Genomic DNA, 16823 nt, shown 5'->3' on the forward strand with positions numbered 1-16823 from the left:
GGCGGTACAGGGGCGATACAGGGGTGATTTCCGGGAGGGTCAGCCGGAGCGCAGCGAACGGCGCAGGCCGAGGCCGCGCTCGACGAGCACGACCACGACGACGGACAGCAGGACGAGCAGCACCGACAGCGAGGCGATCGAAGGATCACTGCGGTACTCGACGTACTGGAGTACGGCGACCGGCAGGGGCACGGTGTTCTGCCCGGACACGAAGAGCGAGATCACCGTCTCGTCGAAGGACAGCAGGAAGGCGATGACACCTCCGGACAGCAGCCCCGACCGGATGGCGGGGAGCGTGATCCGGCGGAACGCCGTGAAGCCGCTCGCCCCGAGGGTCCGGGCGGCCTCCTCCGCGCGCGGGTCGGCCGACATCAGGGCCGCCGACACGGTGCGTACGACGTAGGGCACCGTCACGCCGAGGTGGGCCAGGATCAGCCCCCAGTACGTGTCGGTCAGCGGGATCGGCGCAAGGATCAGCAGCAGCGCGAGGCCGAGCACGATGTGCGGCACCAGCAGCGGCGACAGGAAGGCCGCCTCGATCGCGGACCGGCCCCGGAACCGCAGCCGGGTGAGCGCCAGCGCGGCCGGCACCCCCGCGATCATGGCGAGCAGCGCGGTCACCGCGGCCGTGACACCGCTGACCTGGATACCCAGGCGGAACGACTCGTTGGCGAACACCTGTCCGTAGGCGTCGAAGGTGAACCCCTGCGGCGGGAACCGCAGATAGGTCGCGTCGTCGAACGACTCCACCAGCACCACGAGGATCGGGGCGAGCAGGAAGAGATAGAGGGCGACGAGGACGGCCGCCCACCCGGCCCGGCCCAGCCGGTGGGCCCACGGCATCCGGCCCGTGCGGCGTACGGTCATGAGCGTGCCCCCTGCGGTCCGGTGAAGCGGGCTTCGAGCACCTTCTGGGCGCGCAGGTACACCGCGATGACCACCCCGAACAGGGCGAGCAGCAGCACCGACAGAACGGCGGCCACCGGCCAGTCCAGGGCGGTGGTGGCCTGGTCGTAGATCTCGGTGGCGAGCACGAACACCCGGCCGCCGCCGATGAGGCGGGGAGTGACGTAGCCGCTGAGGCTGAGCACGAAGACCATCAGCGCCGCGGTGAGCACACCGGGCAGCGTCAGCGGCAGCACGACCCGGCGGAAGACGGTGCGGCGGGGCGCGCCCAGCGAGGCGGCGGCGTGCTCCAGCTCGGGGTCGAGCCGGCCGAAGCCGCTGATCATGGCGAGGATCGCGAACGGCATGTAGATCTCCGTCGACGCGATGACGACGCCGGTGAGGTTGTTGGCCAGTTGCAGGGGTTCACTGATGATCCCCAGTTCGCCGAGCGTCTTGTTGACGAGCCCCTGGTTGCCGAGGATCGCCATCCAGCCGAAGGTCCGGGCCACCGAGGAGATCAGCAGCGGCGTCACGGCCAGCGCGACCAGCAGGCCGCGCCAGCGGCTGGTGGTGCGGGCCAGGAACAGCGCCAGCGGATAGGAGACGACGAGCGTGCAGACGGTGACGAGGACGCCAAGTTCCACGGTCTGCCCGATGACATTCCACCAGTGGGCACTGCTCAGCACCTCGGCGAAGGTGGCGAACGACACGGTCTGCCGGATGAGGCCGCCCTCCCCCGACTCGTTGAGCGACATCCGCAGCACCCACACCAGCGGCATGGCGTAGGTGAGCAGCAGCGCGACGATCCCGGGCGCCAGCAGCGCGAGCGCGTGCCGGCCGGGCCCGCGCGGCCGCACCGGTCTCACCGCCGGCGCGGCCACCGCCTCGGCGGTCATGACGGGTCCGCCACGAGCCGGGGAGCCTCCGGGTCCCAGGAGAGCGCGACCTCGGCGCCGGGGCCGTGGGACGCCTCGCTGCCGGTGGGCCGCTCCACGTCCAGCACCGGCCCGTCGTCACCGAGCCGCACCCGGTAGGCCACGGTCTCGCCCGCGTACGCCGCCGACAGCACCGTGCCGCGGGCGCCGCCGCTCTCCGGTGCCGCAGCCGCCAGGGCGATGCGGTGCGGGCGCAGCATGACGGTGGCGGGGCGCCCGGTCTCGACGGGGTCACCGGCGGCCGGCACCTTGCCGAGGCCCGGCAGCTCCACCAGGGTGCGCTCGCCGTCGCGGCCCCGGGAGGTGCCCTCGACCATGTTGGCCCGGCCCACGAAGCGGGCGACGAACGGCCGGGCGGGCCGCTCGTAGATGTCCTGAGGGGTGCCCGTCTGCTCGATGCGGCCCTCGTTCATCACAGCGACGGAGTCCGCCATCGACAGGGCTTCCTGCTGGTCGTGAGTGACGAACACGGTGGTGATGCCGGTCTCGCGCTGGATACGGCCGATCTCGTCCTGCATCGTCGAGCGCAGCCGCGCGTCCAGGTTGGACAGCGGCTCGTCCAGCAGCAGCACCGACGGCTCGACGACCAGCGCACGGGCCAGCGCGACCCGCTGCTGCTGCCCGCCGGACAGCTGCGCGATCCGCCGCCCGGCGAGGTGCCCGAGCCGGACCAGCTCCAGCGCCTCGCCGACCCGGCGCTTCACCTCCGCCTTGCCGACCGCCCGCATCTCCAGGCCGAAGGCGACGTTGCGGGCCACGTCCAGGTGGGGGAAGAGCGCGTACGACTGGAAGACGACGCCCATGTCACGGCGGTGCACCGGCACATCGGTCAGGTCACGTCCGTCGACCTCGATACGGCCCGCGGTGGGCGCCACGAGACCGGCGATCAGCCGCAGCGTCGTCGACTTCCCGCAGCCGGACGGGCCCAGCACCGCGAGGATCCGGCCACGCTCCACCGTGAGGTCGATCCCGCGCACGGCGGCGCCGTCCGCACCCGGATACGTCTTGGCCAGCCCGCTCAGGACCAGATGGGGGGTGTCACCCACCGATGACCTCCTGCTTGATGCGGTCGACCCAGGTGGTGTAGCGCGTGGTGAGCCAGTCCCAGTCGGCCGGGATCTGGTTCTTCGCTTGCGTCTCGGACGCGGTCGTACGGGCCTTGACGGCCGCGGACAGCGACGCGTCCTGGTTGACGGGGGCGTAGAAGGCGGCCTCGTCGAACGCCTTCTGGGCCTTGGCGCCGATGGCGTAGTCGATGAACTTCTGCGCCGCCGCGGCATGCGCCGAGTTGTTGACCAGGTTGATCGTGTTGATCTGGGTGACCGTGCCCTCCTTGGGCAGCACCGGCTGCACGACGCCGCCGGACGAGTCCTTGTAGTACTGGCCGCGGGCGTTCCAGCCGACGGCGACGTCCGCCTCGCCGGACTGCACCGCGGTGTACACGTCGGGGGAGGGCTGCCAGGTCTCCACGCCACCGGAGAGGCTCTTCAGCTTCTTGATCGCCGGATCGATGTCCGTCTTGTAGTCGGCACCGAGGATCTTCTCCAGGGCGATGATCAGGGCGACGCCCCGGGTGTCCGCGATGGGCATCGCCAGCTTGCCCTTGTACGCCGGGTCCCACAGGTCGTTCCAGCTGGTGGGGGCCTGCTTGACCTTCTTGGAGTTGTAGAGGATCGACAGGCTGTCGATGCTGAAGCCGGGGCCGTAGCCGTCCTTGTTGCGCGCGGACTCGACGAGCCGGTCCAGGTTGGGCACCTTCGCCGTGTCGAGCTTGGCGAACAGCTTCTCCTGGTTGGCCGTCGGGGCGACCGAGCGGTCGATGAGGGCCACGTCGGCGACCGGCCGTGACTTGCTCGCGCGCAGCTTCGCCAGCACCTCGGCGGAGTTCTGGATGGGCACGTACTTGACGGTGATGTCCGGGTTGGCCTTCTCGAACGGGTCGATCACCGTCTTGGTGAACGCGTCCTGGAAGGTGCCGTAGAAGCCCATGAACGTGATGGTCTGCTTGCCCCCTCCGTCGCCCGAACCACCGGCGGGCGAGGCGGCGTTGGAGGAGCAGGCGGTGGCGAAGAGGGCGGTCGCGGTCAGTGCCGCGGACGCGGTGAGGACAGAGCGAAGGGAGGGCATGTCGTTCTCCGGGGAGAGTCGTCGGGGGAGCAGCGGGGGAGCGGCGAGGGCGACGTCCGGCCGGCCCGGCACCACGTACGGCCGTGGGCGTCAGCCGGACGTCCTGCTACAGGACTCGCGGGCGGCCGGGCCGTCGCTGTCGCCGTCCGGCCGCTGTGACGGCTCGGCGTCGCCGAGGACCAGCATCAGCCGGTTCGCCCAGGCGAACAGCGCGACGGAGTACACCAGATCGGTCAGTTCCACCTCGGTCAGCCCGGCGGCGCGCAGCGCGGCCACGTCTGAGGCATCGGTGCGCGGCGGGGTGAGCGTGTGCCGCTCGGCGAACCGGGCGATGGCCGCCGGACGGGGCGAGGCGGCCAGCGCGGCGCCGCCCGTGTGCAAAACCTTCTCGGCGGCGGCCTCGTCACGGGAGAGCTGGGCGTACTTGCGGCCGTGCACCGAGGCGCAGTACACGCAGCCGTTGATCCGCGAGACGAGCAGCGTCGCAAGCTCCCGCTCGGGCCTGGGCAGGCCGCCGCGGCCGTACATGACCGTGTTGTAGACGTGCGTGCGGTGGTCGAGGGCCGCGGGGTCGTGCAGCAGGGTCCGGTAGTAGGGGGAGGCGACCGAGAGCGTGGCGTGCGCGTCGATCACCGCCTGCTGTACGGCACTGAGGGAACCGGCGTCCACGGCGGGGATGCGCGGCTGCCAGGTGAGCTGGGCCAGGGTGAAGACGGGGGCCGTGAGCGGCTCCTCGGCGACCGGCTCGCCCGTGGGCTGCTCGCCTGTGGGCCGATCGTCCGCGGGGTCTACGGCCGTGCCGGGGGCGGCCGCGGGTGCCGGGGGTGCCGGGGGTGCGTCGAGCAACGCCAGTCCGGCGGCGACCCGGGCCTCGAAGGCTGCGAAGGCGCAGATCTGGGCGAGCGAGACGATCTCGGCCGGACCGAGGCCCTGGGCGGTCAGATCGCCCAGGGCCTCGGGGCTTGCGGCGCGGGGTGCGCGGGTGACGGCGTCGGTGAAGCGTCTTACGGCATCGAGGAGGGCGGGATCACCGGCCGGCGGCTCGGTGCTCGTGGCTCCGGCGGTCGCCGGGCCGTCCGCGGCCTCGGCGGAGTAGGTGGCGGCCAGGTCCGGGCGGCCCGTGAGCAGGGCGACCCGTGCGGCAGCCCAGGCGCGCAGGCCGGGAGTGAGGGCACCTGAGGACTCGGGGGCGAGCAGGGCGCGCCGGGTGGCGTCCATGTGCTCGACGAGTCCGGGGCGGTAGGGCGTGCCGTCCCTCATGTCTGTCCTCCTCACCGACGGGCCGGTCCATGCAGACGTCCGCTCAGTGAGACGTGGCGGGTCGTGGCCGGAGGTGCAAGGTAGCCCCGGCTCCGAGCGCCGCGCAAAGGGCTGTGCTGCCTGTAACAAAGCTGTTCAGGGCCTGGGAGAGGGGTGCTGTGGAGCCTCGTGACCCGGTACCTGATGCAACAGGCTTCCGGTCGGTCGTGGCAGACTTCGCGAGAAGGCGGGCAGGTGACCTCACCTGTTGCAACAGGTGAGGGCGGCCTGGGGGGTGGATCCCCCTCCGGCGCCGGTGGCGCGGCCTCGACGTTTAACAAAACTTCTCGAATGATGAGACATTGTCCAGAAAGTGAGACGTATGGAAGTCGCTGCCTATCGGGCGGTCGCCGCCGATCTGCGTCGCCGGATCGAACAGGGTGAGATCGCACCGGGCGAGCCGCTTCCCTCACGCGCCGACATCGCCCGTACGTACGGCGTCGGCTCGAACGTCGCCGCCGCCGCGGTGCGGTCCCTGGAGACGGACGGACTCGTCAAGGGCCGGGCAGGGGTGGGCGTCTTCGTCCGCGAGCCGTCCTCGTCGACGACCATGGCCAGGTCGTGGACGCACCAACGGCTCCAGGGAAGACTGGCGGTCGACGGCGGACGCGACAGCTCCGACGACCGTTCGGTGCGCAGCACCCCGCACTCCAGGACCGAACCGGCCGGGGACGACGTCGCCCGGCGCCTGGGCATCGCGCCGGCGGACCTCGTGGTGCGCAGCGAGTACCTCCTGGCCCGGGACGGCAGACCGGCCATGTTCTGCGTGAGCTGGGAGTCGCTCAGCATCACCGGCGGCACACCGGTCGCCCTCCCCGGAGCCGGCCCCATGGCGGGCCACAGCGTCATCGCCCGTATGTCCTCCATCGGGCTGGACATCACCCGCTCCACCGAGACGGTCACGGCCCGGCCCGCCACCCGGGAGGAGGCGGACGCCCTGGACGTGGTGCAGGGCGCTCCCGTCGCGGCGATCGAGCGCACCTACTACGCCGACGCCCGCGCCCTGGAGACCGCCGACCTGGTGGTCCCCGGCGAACGCTTCCGGCTCGCCTACGAGATACCCGCGGTGTCCGACGGCGTGGACATCGCCTGAGCGGGGGCGCCCGTCAGTTGGGCGCGCCCGGCGGGATGCGGGGCAGCGGTTCGACCCGTACCGCATCGGGGTCCGCCAGATAGGCGGACAGCAGCTCCGCGGCCTCGTACTCCTGGGCACCCTCCTGCCCGCGGCCCGCGGGACGCCGCAGATCGGCGGCGAGCCGGCGCACCACGGCAAGGACCTCGGCCCGGACCGGCGCGTGCAGCCCGGTGCCGCCCAGGACGGTCAGCAGATGGTGCAGGAGCAGCCAACCCGCCGTGTACTGGACGGCGGCGCCTGCCGTGACACTGGAAGGGACCGGGTCGGTGCGCCGCCACGTGGCGGCCAGAGTCGCGTCCAGCAGCTCGGTCACGCCGGGCACGGCGGGGTCGACGGCATGCTGCCAGGCGAGACGGTTCAGACGACCGGGCTCCAGGAGCTGTTCGGTGACCATCGCCGCGGCCGTCCGTGCCGCCGCGAACGGATCGAAGACACGTCCCGCCAGGGTGTCGAAGTACTGCGAGGTCCGGCCGTAGCGGATGCCCGGGGGAGTCAGCACCGCCAACGCCCGGTCGGGCAGAGCCAGTTCCTCGGCGCGCAACAGCTCCGTCAGTGCGCTCACGGCCCGCCGCTGCAGCATGGCGTCCACGGCCACGGTCCCGCCGCCGTTCTCCCCGGCCCGCCCGTACGCGTAGCGGACACCGCCGATCAGGCGGGCCACGGCCGCCACCTCGTGCCGGTGCAGCAGATGCAGGAGCACGATCCGCTCCTCCAACTCCCCGGTCTGCCGGTCGGGCGGCAGCACGCCGGGGGAGAAACCCGACAGCGCGACACGGCGCACCCGCAGACACGCGGCGAGCGCGTCCAGCGCGTCCCCGGCACCCGGCATCACCCAGGGCACCCCGTCGGGATGTCCGGCCTCCGGCCCGCGTCCGTCCTCGTCGGTGACGTACACCAGCCCGGCCGCCGCGGCCTCGGCGCGCAGCGCGGCGAGCGCGTCCTCCTCGTCGCGGCCCGGGAACTCGCCGTAGGCGTGGGCGACCAGGAAGTGGTCCCAGGGGCCAAGGCCGGTGCCGAAGGCGGCGGACAGATCGAGCCGCCCCTCAGCGGTCACCCCGATGTGCGGGTGCGGGTAGTCCATCACCGAGGGCCGGGGGTGCCGGGTACTGGCGAAGTTGTGCATGAAGCCGAGGGCGTGTCCGATCTCGTGGGCCGCGAGCTGGCGGACCCGGGCCAGGACCAACTCCTCCACGGCGGCGACACGTTCCGCTTCCTCGGGATGACCGTAGGGCGCCAGCAGGGCCTCGCCCAGCGCCCGCACCTGGTCGAGGCGCTGCGAGCCGAGCCGTACCCGCGCGGTCAGGATCTCGCCGGTCCGGGGGTCGGTGAGCGCCTGACCGTGCGACCAGCCGCGCCCGGCGCGATGCACCCAGACCACCGCGTTGACATCGGGGTCGTACGGGTCGAAGTCCGCGCCGCCCACTTCCACCCGGTAGGCGTCCGCCTGCCCGATCCGGGCGAAGGCGTCCTGCCACCAGTTGCCGCCCTCGACCACCGCCGAGCGAAACGGCTCCGGGACCGCCGGATCCACCTGGAAGACGATCGGCCGCCGGACCCGCGCCGGGTCCGCCCCCGTCCGCTCCAGCCGGAACCTGGGCTGCACCTTGACCTGGGTGTCCGCCGTCCCGGCCAGCCGGTGGTCGGTGTAGCCGATGCCGTAGCCGCCCGAGGCGGGGTGGTAACGCCGGGGCGGCAGTGGCGGATCGGGCAGCCGCATCAGCTGGAGCTGCTGGACGAAGGTGAGGACGGCCGGATCGGCGGCGGCCTCCCGCACCGCCGCACCCTGTCCGGGCCCCCGGAAGGTGAGCAGGGCCGGCAGCCGGACGCCACAGGGACCGGTGCGGCTGCCGGCCGTCAGGGGAAGGCTGGTCGAGGAGTCGAGGACGTAGTCACCCTGCCCGTGCTCGCGCAACTGCTCCGCGATCCGGTCGTGGTCGGTGACGACGAGACCGGTGACATCGACGACCACGACACCGTCGTGCTCCCGGAGCACCGGTCCGCTCCACACGACGGAGGGCGCGAAGGATTCCGCACCGGCCCGTACGGCGGCCGGATCGCCGCTGGTCCGGACGTGCTTGTTCCGTACGAGGAACAGCACCCGGTTTCCGACGCGCCGGAACTCCGCGAGCCGGACCTTCCCCGCCCGTCCCCGGTCCAGCCGCAACTCACTGGAGCCGAGGCCCTGGGCCAGGGAGACCATGAGCAGGAAGGCGGAGTCGAAGTCCCGGACGCCGATCAGTACCCGGCCGGGCTCACACTCATCGGTGACGAGTTCCAGGAACTTCGGGGACTCCGGAGAATCCTCCCCGGCGCGAGAAGCGCGGGCATCGTTGTCGGCCATGCCGGTGTCTCCAGGTGCTGTGTTGCGGCGGTACATCGTAGGCGAGGGGACACCGGCCGGCGGGGCCGTGTGCCCGGCATCGGACGGACGGCTGCGGATGGACGGCTGCGGATGGACGGCTGCGGAGGCACGGCTGCGACGCGGAGGCGGTGAGCGCACCGCTCATGCGGAGCGCACACCGCAACTGCAGCCCTAGCGTCCCAGAGCCTTCAGGATCGTTCCCAGTTGCCGGACCGGCTCGGGTCCGGCCATCCGCAACACGACCGTGTCCGCACCGGCCTCCGCCAGTTCGCGGACCTGTCCGGCAGCCTCCACGGCTGTGCCGGACACGGTGAACACCTGCTCGGCCGGGCGGCCGAGCCAGGCACTCTGGCCCTCGACCTGAGGCCGTAGCGCCTGCGTCACCTGGTCGGCGTCGTCGCCCACGCAACAGAAGGCGAACACCGTCAGCGTGTGGTCGGCAGTGGCTCCGCCCTTGTCGATCAGTGCCCGAGCGCTCTCCAGGTCACGCGGCCCGTGCCCCTCGGCGATCAGTGTGCCGTCGGCGACCCGCCCGGACAGCTCCAGCGAGCGGGGCCGCACGACACCCGCGACCAGCGGCGGCGGCTCCGCGGGCGGATGCACCAACTCGACACCGTCCAGGCGTACTTCCCGCCCGTCCATTTCGACGCGCCCCCCACGCAGCAAGGCGCGCACGGAGGTGATGGTCTCCTCCAGCAGAGCGAGGGGCGACCGCGCCGCGACGCCGACCGACGCCATCCATTCCTGCACCCCGTGCCCGATCCCGGCCACGAGCCGACCCGGGAACACCCGTGCCAGCGTCGCCACCTCCATCGCCAGCAATGCCGGACTCCGCAGCGGCGCGGGCATGATCCCGATGCCGACCCGCAGGCGTTCCGTCGCTCCGAGCGCGACGGACGCGGCTGACACCCCTCCGGGCCACCCGAGGTCCTCGACCACCCAGAGGTCGTCCGCTCCGAGTGCCTCGACCTCGCGTGCGAACCCGGGCAACCCCTCCGGAGCCCAGTCACGGTCGTACATCACACCGATCCGAATCCTCGTCATGCACGGAAATCTATGTCCGCCCAGGCGAGTGATCAATGGTGTCAGGCGGCGGTGGCCGGGGTCAGGTCAGTGAGCAGACGGAGCCGTTGAGGGTGAAGGCGCCGGGGCTGGGGTTGGCGGTCGCGCGGGTGGCCGTGAAGCCGACGGTGACCGAGCCCGCCGCGGGGATCGTCGCGGTGTACGAGGCGGAGGCGACGCTGACCTCGGCGCCGCTCTGCGTCGCGGTGCCGCCCCACAGGTTGGTGATGCGCTGGCTGTCGGGGAAGGTCCAGCGGAGGGTCCAGCCGTCGATCGCCGTGCTGCCGGCGTTGCGGATGACGATCTCGCCCTGGAATCCGCCGGACCACTCGTTGGTCACCCGGTAGCCGACGCCGCAGGCCGCCGAGGATCCGCCGGAGGCGGTGGTGACCGTCACGGTGCCGGAGCGTGGTGAGCGGTTGCCGGCGGCGTCGCGGGCGTAGACGGCGAAGGCGTAGGAGGTGGACGGGGCGAGGCCGGTGACGGTGGTGGAGGTGGCGGCCGTGCTGGTGGCCGCGGTCTCGTTCCCGCCGTTGACGCGGACCACGTCGTAGCCCGTGACGCCGACCGCGTCGGTGGCGGCGGCCCAGGTCAGCCTGACGGACGAGGAGGTCACGGCGGAGGCGGTCGGTGTCCCGGGAGCGGTCGGGGGAGTGGTGTCGCCGCCGCCCGAGGCGTAGATGCTGGCTTCCTTCGAGGTGGCGGCGATGCCGTTGGCACCGTTGAACACGCGCCGGCCCCACGAACTGAGCTGGTTGGGATTGAAGTTGACCGCGAGGTCGAGGATCGGGTCGGTGTTGCCGCTCCAGGACCAGGCCAGGTAGCCGAGCCTCAACTGCTGCGCGGCAGCCATCATGGTGTCCTCGTCCGGGTCGCCCCACTGGTCGGCCGGGCCGCCGAACTCACCGATGAGGATCGGGAGTTTCGCGTTGACGAAGGCGTTCAGGTAGTCGGTGATCTCCGCCGCGGTGTCGTAGACGCTGTACATGTGGATCGAGAAGATCAGGTTGCCGGTGGTGTCGGCGGCATAGACGGACTGGGCGTTGGCGCGCATGACGCCCTGCCAGTCCTGGCCCCAGTTGGGAGCGTCCACCATGATCGTGTGCTCGAAGCCGGCGTTCCGCAGCTTCTTGATCGCGGCGATGGTGGGATCGGTCCAGCCCTCGGGATTGGTGTTGCCCCAGGGCTCGTTGCCGATGTTGATGACGACGTAGTTCTCCTGGCCCGCGAGCACGCTCTTCAGACCGATCCAGTACTCGGCCGCCTGGTCGAGGGTCCCGGCCGCGGCATCCTCGCCGTAGCCGGTGGTGTCGTGCACCTCCAGGACGCAGATGAGCCGGTTGGCCTTGCACTGGGAGATGACGTTCGCCACGTCCGAGGCGCTGTTCGCGGTCCAGCGATGGCCGTCGGCGAGAACCACCCGCACGGTGTTGGCGCCCAGCGCCTTGACGTCGGCCAGCGACTGCGTCTGGTTCGGATACCAGGTGTGGGCGTGGTTGACGCCCCGCATGACGAAATCGTTGCCGTTGCCTTCCAGCAGACGGCCGTTGCTGATGTGGAGGCCGGTGGCCGCTGCCTGGGCAGGCGTGGCGAGGGAGAGCAAGGGGACGAGCAGGCTCAGGAGGGCGGCCACGACGGCGGCCACTCGTGGGGCGGTGCGGGTGCGGGATCTCATGGCGGCTCCCAAGGGTGAGATGGGGTGACGGTGCGTCAGGAAGAAGCGGTGTGCGCCGTACAAGTCACAGTCGCCGACGGGGCGCCGGCCGTTGCCGGGGCGCTGGCGATGAAGCCGAAGGTGGCGCTCGCGCCGGGAGCGAGGGTGCCGTTCCATGCCTCATTGGTGACGGCGGCCGTGCCGTCGGTCGTCGTTGTGAGGGTGCCTCCCCAGATCTGGGTGAGGCGGGCGCCGTCGGCCGGTGCGACGGTCACGGTCCAGCCTGAGACGGGGGACGTGGACGTGTTGGTCACCGTCACCTCACCCTGGTAGCCGCCCTGCCAGACGGACGGGGCCCGGAACGACGCGGAGCAGGAGGGCTGACCGCCGCCCGGGTCACCGGGATCGCCCGGGTCGTCAGGATCACCGGGGTCCCCTGGGGTACCTGTGTCGAGCAGCGCGGTCAGGGCCGGGTACCAGCGGGCGGCGATCTTGTCGTCGCCGGAGGCGTTGGGGTGTACGCCGTCGTAGGTGTCCGTGGCGGTGCTGAAGCCCGTCCACTGGTCGACCACGGTCACGGGGGAGCGGTCGGTGCTCGTCGTCCGGGCCCAGTCGGGGATCCGGGCGTTTAAGTCGACAACGCGCTGGGCGCACGCCGTGCAACTGCCGGGGTTCATCGGGATGAGCTGCGCGACGAGGATCTTCATGTCCGGGTTGGAGGCCCGCATCTGCTCCACGAGCTTGGAGTAGGCGGCGAGAATGCGGTCGGGTGCGATGGCACTCCAGACGTCGTTCGTGCCGAAGTGCATGACAACGATGTCCGGCAGGGTGGCGGCCAGTCGACCCGGCAGGAGGTTCTGATCCGCCACGTTGGTGACCAACTCGCCGCCGTGGCCCTCGTTGTCCCCGTCGTGCGGCTGTCCGCAACCCTGGGGGCCGAGGGTGCCGACGAAGTCGATGTCCGTGTAGCCGGAGCTCTGCAGCCGGTTCCACAGCACCGCCCGCCAGCAGCCCGGCGAGCCGGTGATCGAGTCGCCCAGCGGCATGATGCGTACGGCCCTCGCCGTGGGGTCCGCGGCGGCTGTGGCGCGGGGCGCGAGCGGTCCCCCGATGGCCAGGAGCAGGGCGGCCAGGAGGCCGAGAACCGGAATGATCCGCACGGAGGGGTTCCGTGGTGGTGAGTGGCGGGTGCTGCGCATGATGGTCCCTTCCCTCGTAAGGTGGGAGCGCTCCCATGAGCCATCAAGCCACCTTGTCATTTACACGTCAAGGCCCAAGGCGGGTCGTCAACGGAGTGCGGCGGCCGTACCCAGCGCGGCCTCGCCGCCGACCGGCAGGGGCGTGAACCGGCTCGCCCTGCGGAAACTGATGATCCATCAGGCGTACGGGCACCATGGGGTTGCACGGCGCGCAGATCCTGGCGACGCTGTTCGACGGCATCACCCGGCACTCGCCGGAGGGCCACTGGATCCCCGACAGCGGTGGCCCGATCCCACTCCGGCCAACCTCGTGGAGGGCTGACCGTCGTGACACCATCGCTGAAAATGTCACATTGGCCCACCGACACCTCCCGCCCGGTGCTGGATCTGACCGCGGGCGATGTGCTGCGCCAGGCGGCCGCCGCCGTACCGGACCGTGTGGCACTCGCCGAAGTCGCCCCGCCCGGCGCCTCGTTGTCCGGAGCGGACCGCACCGACCGTACCTGGACCTATGCGCGGCTGCTCACCGACGCCGAACGAGCCGCGTCCTGGCTGGCCGCGCGCTTCGCGCCGGGCGAGCACATCGCCGTATGGGCGCCCAACCTCCCCGAATGGGTCGTGCTCCAGTACGGCGCGGCGCTGGCCGGACTGGTCCTGGTGACCGTCAACCCGGCCCTGCGCGAAGCCGAGTTGCAGCACGTGCTGTCGCAGTCGCGGGCCTCCGGGCTGCTCCTGACCGACTCCTTCCGGGGTGCGGACATGGCCGCGACGGCGGACCGCCTGCGACCGCGTCTTCCCGTGCTGCGCGAGCAGATCTCCTTCACCGGATGGCTCGACGATGTCCGCCGCACCCCACCGGGGCCGCTGTCGCCGGTCGATGCCGGAGCCCCGGCGCAGATCCAGTACACCTCCGGCACCACCGGAGTGCCCAAGGGAGCGTTGCTGCACCATCGTGGGCTCGTGACCAACGCCGCCTTCGTCGCGGCCCGCGCCCGGTTCCCCGAGGGCGGCGTATGGGCGAGCGCGCTGCCGCTGTTCCACACCGCCGGCTGCGGGCTGACCGTGCTGGGCACCGCCCTGAACAGGGGCACCCTGGTGCTGCAGCAGCTCTTCGACCCCCAACTCGCCCTGGACGCCTTACAGAAGTGGCGGGCCACCCTGTTCGCCGGCGTGCCGGTGATGCACGCCGCCCTCCTCGCCCACCCCGGCTTCGGCTCCTACGACCTCCAGGCCTGCGAGGTCCTGGTGTCCGGTGGCGACGTGGTCCCCCCGGCGCTCATCGAGGAGGCCGAGCGCAGGTTCGGAGCCCGGTTCTCCACCGTCTACGGGCAGACGGAACTCAGCCCCGTCATCGCCCAGACCAGCCCCGATGACAGTGCGCACGACAAGCGGTACACGACCGGCCGGCCGCTGTGGCAGGTCGAGGTCAAGGTCGTCGCGCCCGGCGGCACGGACATCGTGCCACCGGGTGAACCGGGGGAGATCTGCGCCCGCGGATACCAGGTCATGCTCGGCTATCACGACCTCCCCGTCGCCACCGCCCGGACCGTCGACCCGGACGGCTGGTTGCACACCGGCGACCTGGGCAGCATGGACGAACGCGGCTTCGTGACCATCACCGGCCGTCTCAAGGACCTGATCATCCGCGGGGGCGAGAACATCTACCCCGCGGAGATCGAGACCGCGCTCGCCGCCCATCCGCTCGTCCGGCAGGCCGTCGTGCTCGGCATCCCCGACCCGGAGTGGGGCGAACAGATCGCCGCCGTGGTCCGTCCCGCCGATCCCGGCCGCCCACCCACCGCCGCCGAACTCCACGACCACATGCGCACCGCCCTGGCTCCCCACAAGACACCACGCCACTGGTACGTGGCCGATGACATCCCCGTCAACGCCATGGGCAAGACCCAGAAGTTCGTCCTGCTCCAGCGCATCATCGATGGCGATCTGATCGAACCAGGCATCTGACGAACCATCTTTGGCGGGTGCACCACGAATACATCGACTACATCGACGGGTGATTAATCATCACTCACGCGGTCTTTCGGGAGACGAGACCTTCAGGCTCCGCAGCCTTCCTGTGTTGTCGAATGATCCGAAGCCCACCCTGCCGGAGGCGAGGGTGGTGTCGACAGCGGTCATCAGCGGACGCTTCGAGCCGTCGACGTAGACCGCGATCTCGCCGCTGCTCGCACAGCGCACCACCCGCACCCTGTGCCAGTCGGTGTCGTCGATGGCGGGTGGTGCGCCCGTCCTGCCGTTCCACTGGTCCTCGATCCGCACCCGGTCGGCATCGTTGACGACGAACACGCCGTTGTGCGGGTAGATGGTGTTGTCCGAGGACAGATGGACGTACGAGAACCTTGTGTCCGACTGGTAGTCGAAGACGATGATCACGTCCCGATTGGTGATCTCGACGGGGGTGTCGATCCGAACCTCCGCGTCGATCCGTACGTCGCCGTACTCCCGGCCCGCCGTCAGCACGGCGTACTCGAACGGGCGGCGCGGCCCCGGGCGTTGGACTCCTGCCTCGGCGAGTACGGCCTCGCGGCCCGGGAACCGCCACTTGGCCGGGGTGACCGGCGCCCAGTTCGCACCGTCCATGACATGGGTGAGCCGGGAGCCGTCGGTGTCGCAGGAGGCGAACGTGCGGGTGCCGGTGACCTTCCAGATCTTCCCGTTGGCCTTGGACAGCAGATACAGCTCGCCGTCGGCGTCCCGCCCGAAGCGCAGGTCCACCCGGCTGTCCCCGGCCAGATCCCGCATCGTGACGCGCTTGCCGCTCTCGTCGTACAGCATGAGCTCGTACAGCTGGGCGAGATCCTTGCTGCCGCGCCGCATGTCCTTGGTGTCCGCGAACAGCAGACGTCCGTCGACGAGGTCTCCGAAGATGTACGTGCCGCGCAGCTCGGGCAGGTCACGGCCGCGGTAGACGAAGCCGCCGACGATGGCCCGGCCGACATCGGAGCGGCAGTTCCAGTCAGCGGGCGGATCGTGGTCGTAGGCGGCGACGGGATACGTGTAGCCGTACCGCTCGTCGTCCTCGGGGAGCGTGAGGAGCCGCTCGCAGGGGTTGGCGGGTGTCCTGTCGAAGACGAAGGCTCCTTCGCGTTCGCTCCAGCCGAGGTTGTCGCCCGCGCGTACCTCGTAGACGGACTCCACGGCGTGCTCGCCGATGTGACCGAGGTACATGCGGTGGCTGCCGCTCGGGTCCCAGCTGAAGCGGTGCGGGTCGCGCATGCCGTACGCGTAGATCTCGCCCAACGCGCCGGGAGTGGAGGTGAACGGGTTCCCGGCCGGGATGCCGTACTTGCCGTTGGCGCTGTCGGTGCCCCGTGGGTCGATGCGCAGGATCTTGCCGTGCGGCAGGGCGAGGTCCTGGGGCTCCGTGTTCCGCACGCCCTCGCCGCCGTCGCCGACGGCGACGTAGAGCAGGCCTCGGTCGGGGCTGTCGGGCCGGGCCGTGGGGTTGAAGTCGATCTGCTGGATGCCGTGGATCGTGCCCGCGAAGCCGATGCGCAGGACCTCGCGACGGGTGCCCCGGAAGCTGTCGGCCGCAGGGTCGTCGGCGGTCCACTCGGTGATGACGCCGTGGTACTTCGTCGTGGCGGTCTGCCGGAAATCGGGTACCGCGGTGGTGGCGGAGGCCAGTTCGGTGTGGACGGTGTAGAAGCGGCCGTTGCGCCGGAAGCCGGGGTCGAAGGTGACGAACCCGAAGCCCTGGCCCATGCCCTGGCTGGCGAAGAACCGCGGGGCGAAGGCGGCGGCGACGTCGAGGTAGACACGCGGCGTGCCGTCCTCGACCAGGTACAGCTTGCCGTTGAGGTCGGGGACGGCCATCCGGCCCGACCGGTCGGGGAGTTCGCTCAGGTAGTTGATGCGGGCCTGCCGTACGAGCCGTGGATCGGTGACCGGGCCGGGTGACGGCTCGGTCTTCGGGAAGGCGGCGTACTCCTCGACGGTCAGCCCGATCCCGGAGACGGCGGGCCGCTCGGGTATGGGGTCGGTGACGGGGTCGCCGGCCGCGTACGCCGTGCCGGGGAGGGCGACGAGGGCCGACAGCAGCAGGGCGAGGACGACGAGAGGCGCCAGTAAGAGGGCTCTCGGTCTCACGCAGGGGGATGCGGGCACGGGTGACACTCCTTCGTGACGCGGAGGGGTGGCG

Annotated in this window: 12 protein-coding genes; 2 read left to right on the top strand and 10 right to left on the bottom strand. The window is 71.2% G+C overall.

Features of this window, described 5'->3' with window-relative positions; genetic code table 11:
- Nucleotides 1-39 precede the first annotated feature (39 nt).
- From FPZ41_RS14995 to FPZ41_RS15015, 5 genes are all read right to left on the bottom strand, one after another.
- A complete protein-coding gene (locus FPZ41_RS14995; protein WP_228022738.1) occupies nucleotides 40-867 on the bottom strand; it encodes an ABC transporter permease in 828 nt (275 codons plus the stop codon).
- Nucleotides 864-1784, bottom strand: coding sequence for an ABC transporter permease (locus FPZ41_RS15000; RefSeq protein WP_152862851.1), 921 nt, complete (start codon nucleotides 1782-1784; stop codon nucleotides 864-866). Before FPZ41_RS15000 ends, FPZ41_RS14995 begins: the two co-directional genes overlap by 4 nt.
- Nucleotides 1781-2869 carry an ABC transporter ATP-binding protein gene (locus FPZ41_RS15005; protein ID WP_322620249.1) on the bottom strand — a complete coding sequence of 363 codons (1089 nt, stop codon included), beginning with the start codon at nucleotides 2867-2869 and terminating at the stop codon, nucleotides 1781-1783. The genes FPZ41_RS15000 and FPZ41_RS15005 overlap by 4 nt, the downstream gene beginning before the upstream one ends.
- Nucleotides 2862-3950 carry an ABC transporter substrate-binding protein gene (locus tag FPZ41_RS15010; protein WP_152862853.1) on the bottom strand — a complete coding sequence of 363 codons (1089 nt, stop codon included), beginning with the start codon at nucleotides 3948-3950 and terminating at the stop codon, nucleotides 2862-2864. The genes FPZ41_RS15005 and FPZ41_RS15010 overlap by 8 nt, the downstream gene beginning before the upstream one ends.
- A 90-nt stretch (nucleotides 3951-4040) precedes the next feature.
- Complete coding sequence (locus FPZ41_RS15015; protein ID WP_152862855.1) at nucleotides 4041-5210, bottom strand: peroxidase-related enzyme; 1170 nt, start codon at nucleotides 5208-5210, stop codon at nucleotides 4041-4043.
- A gap of 361 nt (nucleotides 5211-5571) precedes the next feature.
- Here FPZ41_RS15015 and FPZ41_RS15020 point away from each other — a divergent pair, with 361 nt between their 5' ends.
- Complete coding sequence (locus FPZ41_RS15020; protein ID WP_152862857.1) at nucleotides 5572-6342, top strand: GntR family transcriptional regulator; 771 nt, start codon at nucleotides 5572-5574, stop codon at nucleotides 6340-6342.
- Nucleotides 6343-6355: 13 nt separating this feature from the next.
- Here the strand turns inward: FPZ41_RS15020 and FPZ41_RS15025 are convergent, their stop codons facing one another.
- The 4 genes from FPZ41_RS15025 to FPZ41_RS15040 form a co-directional block, all read right to left on the bottom strand.
- Complete coding sequence (locus FPZ41_RS15025) at nucleotides 6356-8725, bottom strand: zinc-dependent metalloprotease (protein WP_152862859.1); 2370 nt, start codon at nucleotides 8723-8725, stop codon at nucleotides 6356-6358.
- A 192-nt stretch (nucleotides 8726-8917) separates the two neighbouring features.
- A complete protein-coding gene (locus FPZ41_RS15030; RefSeq protein WP_152862861.1) occupies nucleotides 8918-9790 on the bottom strand; it encodes an LLM class flavin-dependent oxidoreductase in 873 nt (290 codons plus the stop codon).
- 61 nt (nucleotides 9791-9851) lie between these two features.
- Complete coding sequence (locus FPZ41_RS15035) at nucleotides 9852-11483, bottom strand: cellulase family glycosylhydrolase (protein WP_152862863.1); 1632 nt, start codon at nucleotides 11481-11483, stop codon at nucleotides 9852-9854.
- A 35-nt stretch (nucleotides 11484-11518) separates the two neighbouring features.
- A complete protein-coding gene (locus FPZ41_RS15040) occupies nucleotides 11519-12661 on the bottom strand; it encodes a GDSL-type esterase/lipase family protein (RefSeq protein ID WP_152862865.1) in 1143 nt (380 codons plus the stop codon).
- A gap of 345 nt (nucleotides 12662-13006) precedes the next feature.
- Here FPZ41_RS15040 and FPZ41_RS15050 point away from each other — a divergent pair, with 345 nt between their 5' ends.
- Complete coding sequence (locus FPZ41_RS15050) at nucleotides 13007-14626, top strand: class I adenylate-forming enzyme family protein (RefSeq protein WP_152862867.1); 1620 nt, start codon at nucleotides 13007-13009, stop codon at nucleotides 14624-14626.
- Nucleotides 14627-14686: 60 nt separating this feature from the next.
- Here the strand turns inward: FPZ41_RS15050 and FPZ41_RS15055 are convergent, their stop codons facing one another.
- Nucleotides 14687-16789 carry a PQQ-dependent sugar dehydrogenase gene (locus FPZ41_RS15055; protein ID WP_322620250.1) on the bottom strand — a complete coding sequence of 701 codons (2103 nt, stop codon included), beginning with the start codon at nucleotides 16787-16789 and terminating at the stop codon, nucleotides 14687-14689.
- Nucleotides 16790-16823 lie beyond the last annotated feature (34 nt).

This window comes from Streptomyces acidicola (assembly GCF_009377235.1).
In the GTDB taxonomy this organism is placed as follows: Bacteria; Actinomycetota; Actinomycetes; order Streptomycetales; family Streptomycetaceae; genus Streptomyces; species Streptomyces acidicola.

Coding starts and splice junctions, on each gene's coding strand:
- FPZ41_RS14995 (WP_228022738.1), bottom strand. CDS start 867: ATGACCGTACGCCGCACGGGCCGGATGCCGTGGGCCCACCGGCTGGGC.
- FPZ41_RS15000 (WP_152862851.1), bottom strand. CDS start 1,784: ATGACCGCCGAGGCGGTGGCCGCGCCGGCGGTGAGACCGGTGCGGCCG.
- FPZ41_RS15010 (WP_152862853.1), bottom strand. CDS start 3,950: ATGCCCTCCCTTCGCTCTGTCCTCACCGCGTCCGCGGCACTGACCGCG.
- FPZ41_RS15015 (WP_152862855.1), bottom strand. CDS start 5,210: ATGAGGGACGGCACGCCCTACCGCCCCGGACTCGTCGAGCACATGGAC.
- FPZ41_RS15020 (WP_152862857.1), top strand. CDS start 5,572: ATGGAAGTCGCTGCCTATCGGGCGGTCGCCGCCGATCTGCGTCGCCGG.
- FPZ41_RS15025 (WP_152862859.1), bottom strand. CDS start 8,725: ATGGCCGACAACGATGCCCGCGCTTCTCGCGCCGGGGAGGATTCTCCG.
- FPZ41_RS15030 (WP_152862861.1), bottom strand. CDS start 9,790: ATGACGAGGATTCGGATCGGTGTGATGTACGACCGTGACTGGGCTCCG.
- FPZ41_RS15035 (WP_152862863.1), bottom strand. CDS start 11,483: ATGAGATCCCGCACCCGCACCGCCCCACGAGTGGCCGCCGTCGTGGCC.
- FPZ41_RS15040 (WP_152862865.1), bottom strand. CDS start 12,661: ATGCGCAGCACCCGCCACTCACCACCACGGAACCCCTCCGTGCGGATC.
- FPZ41_RS15050 (WP_152862867.1), top strand. CDS start 13,007: ATGTCACATTGGCCCACCGACACCTCCCGCCCGGTGCTGGATCTGACC.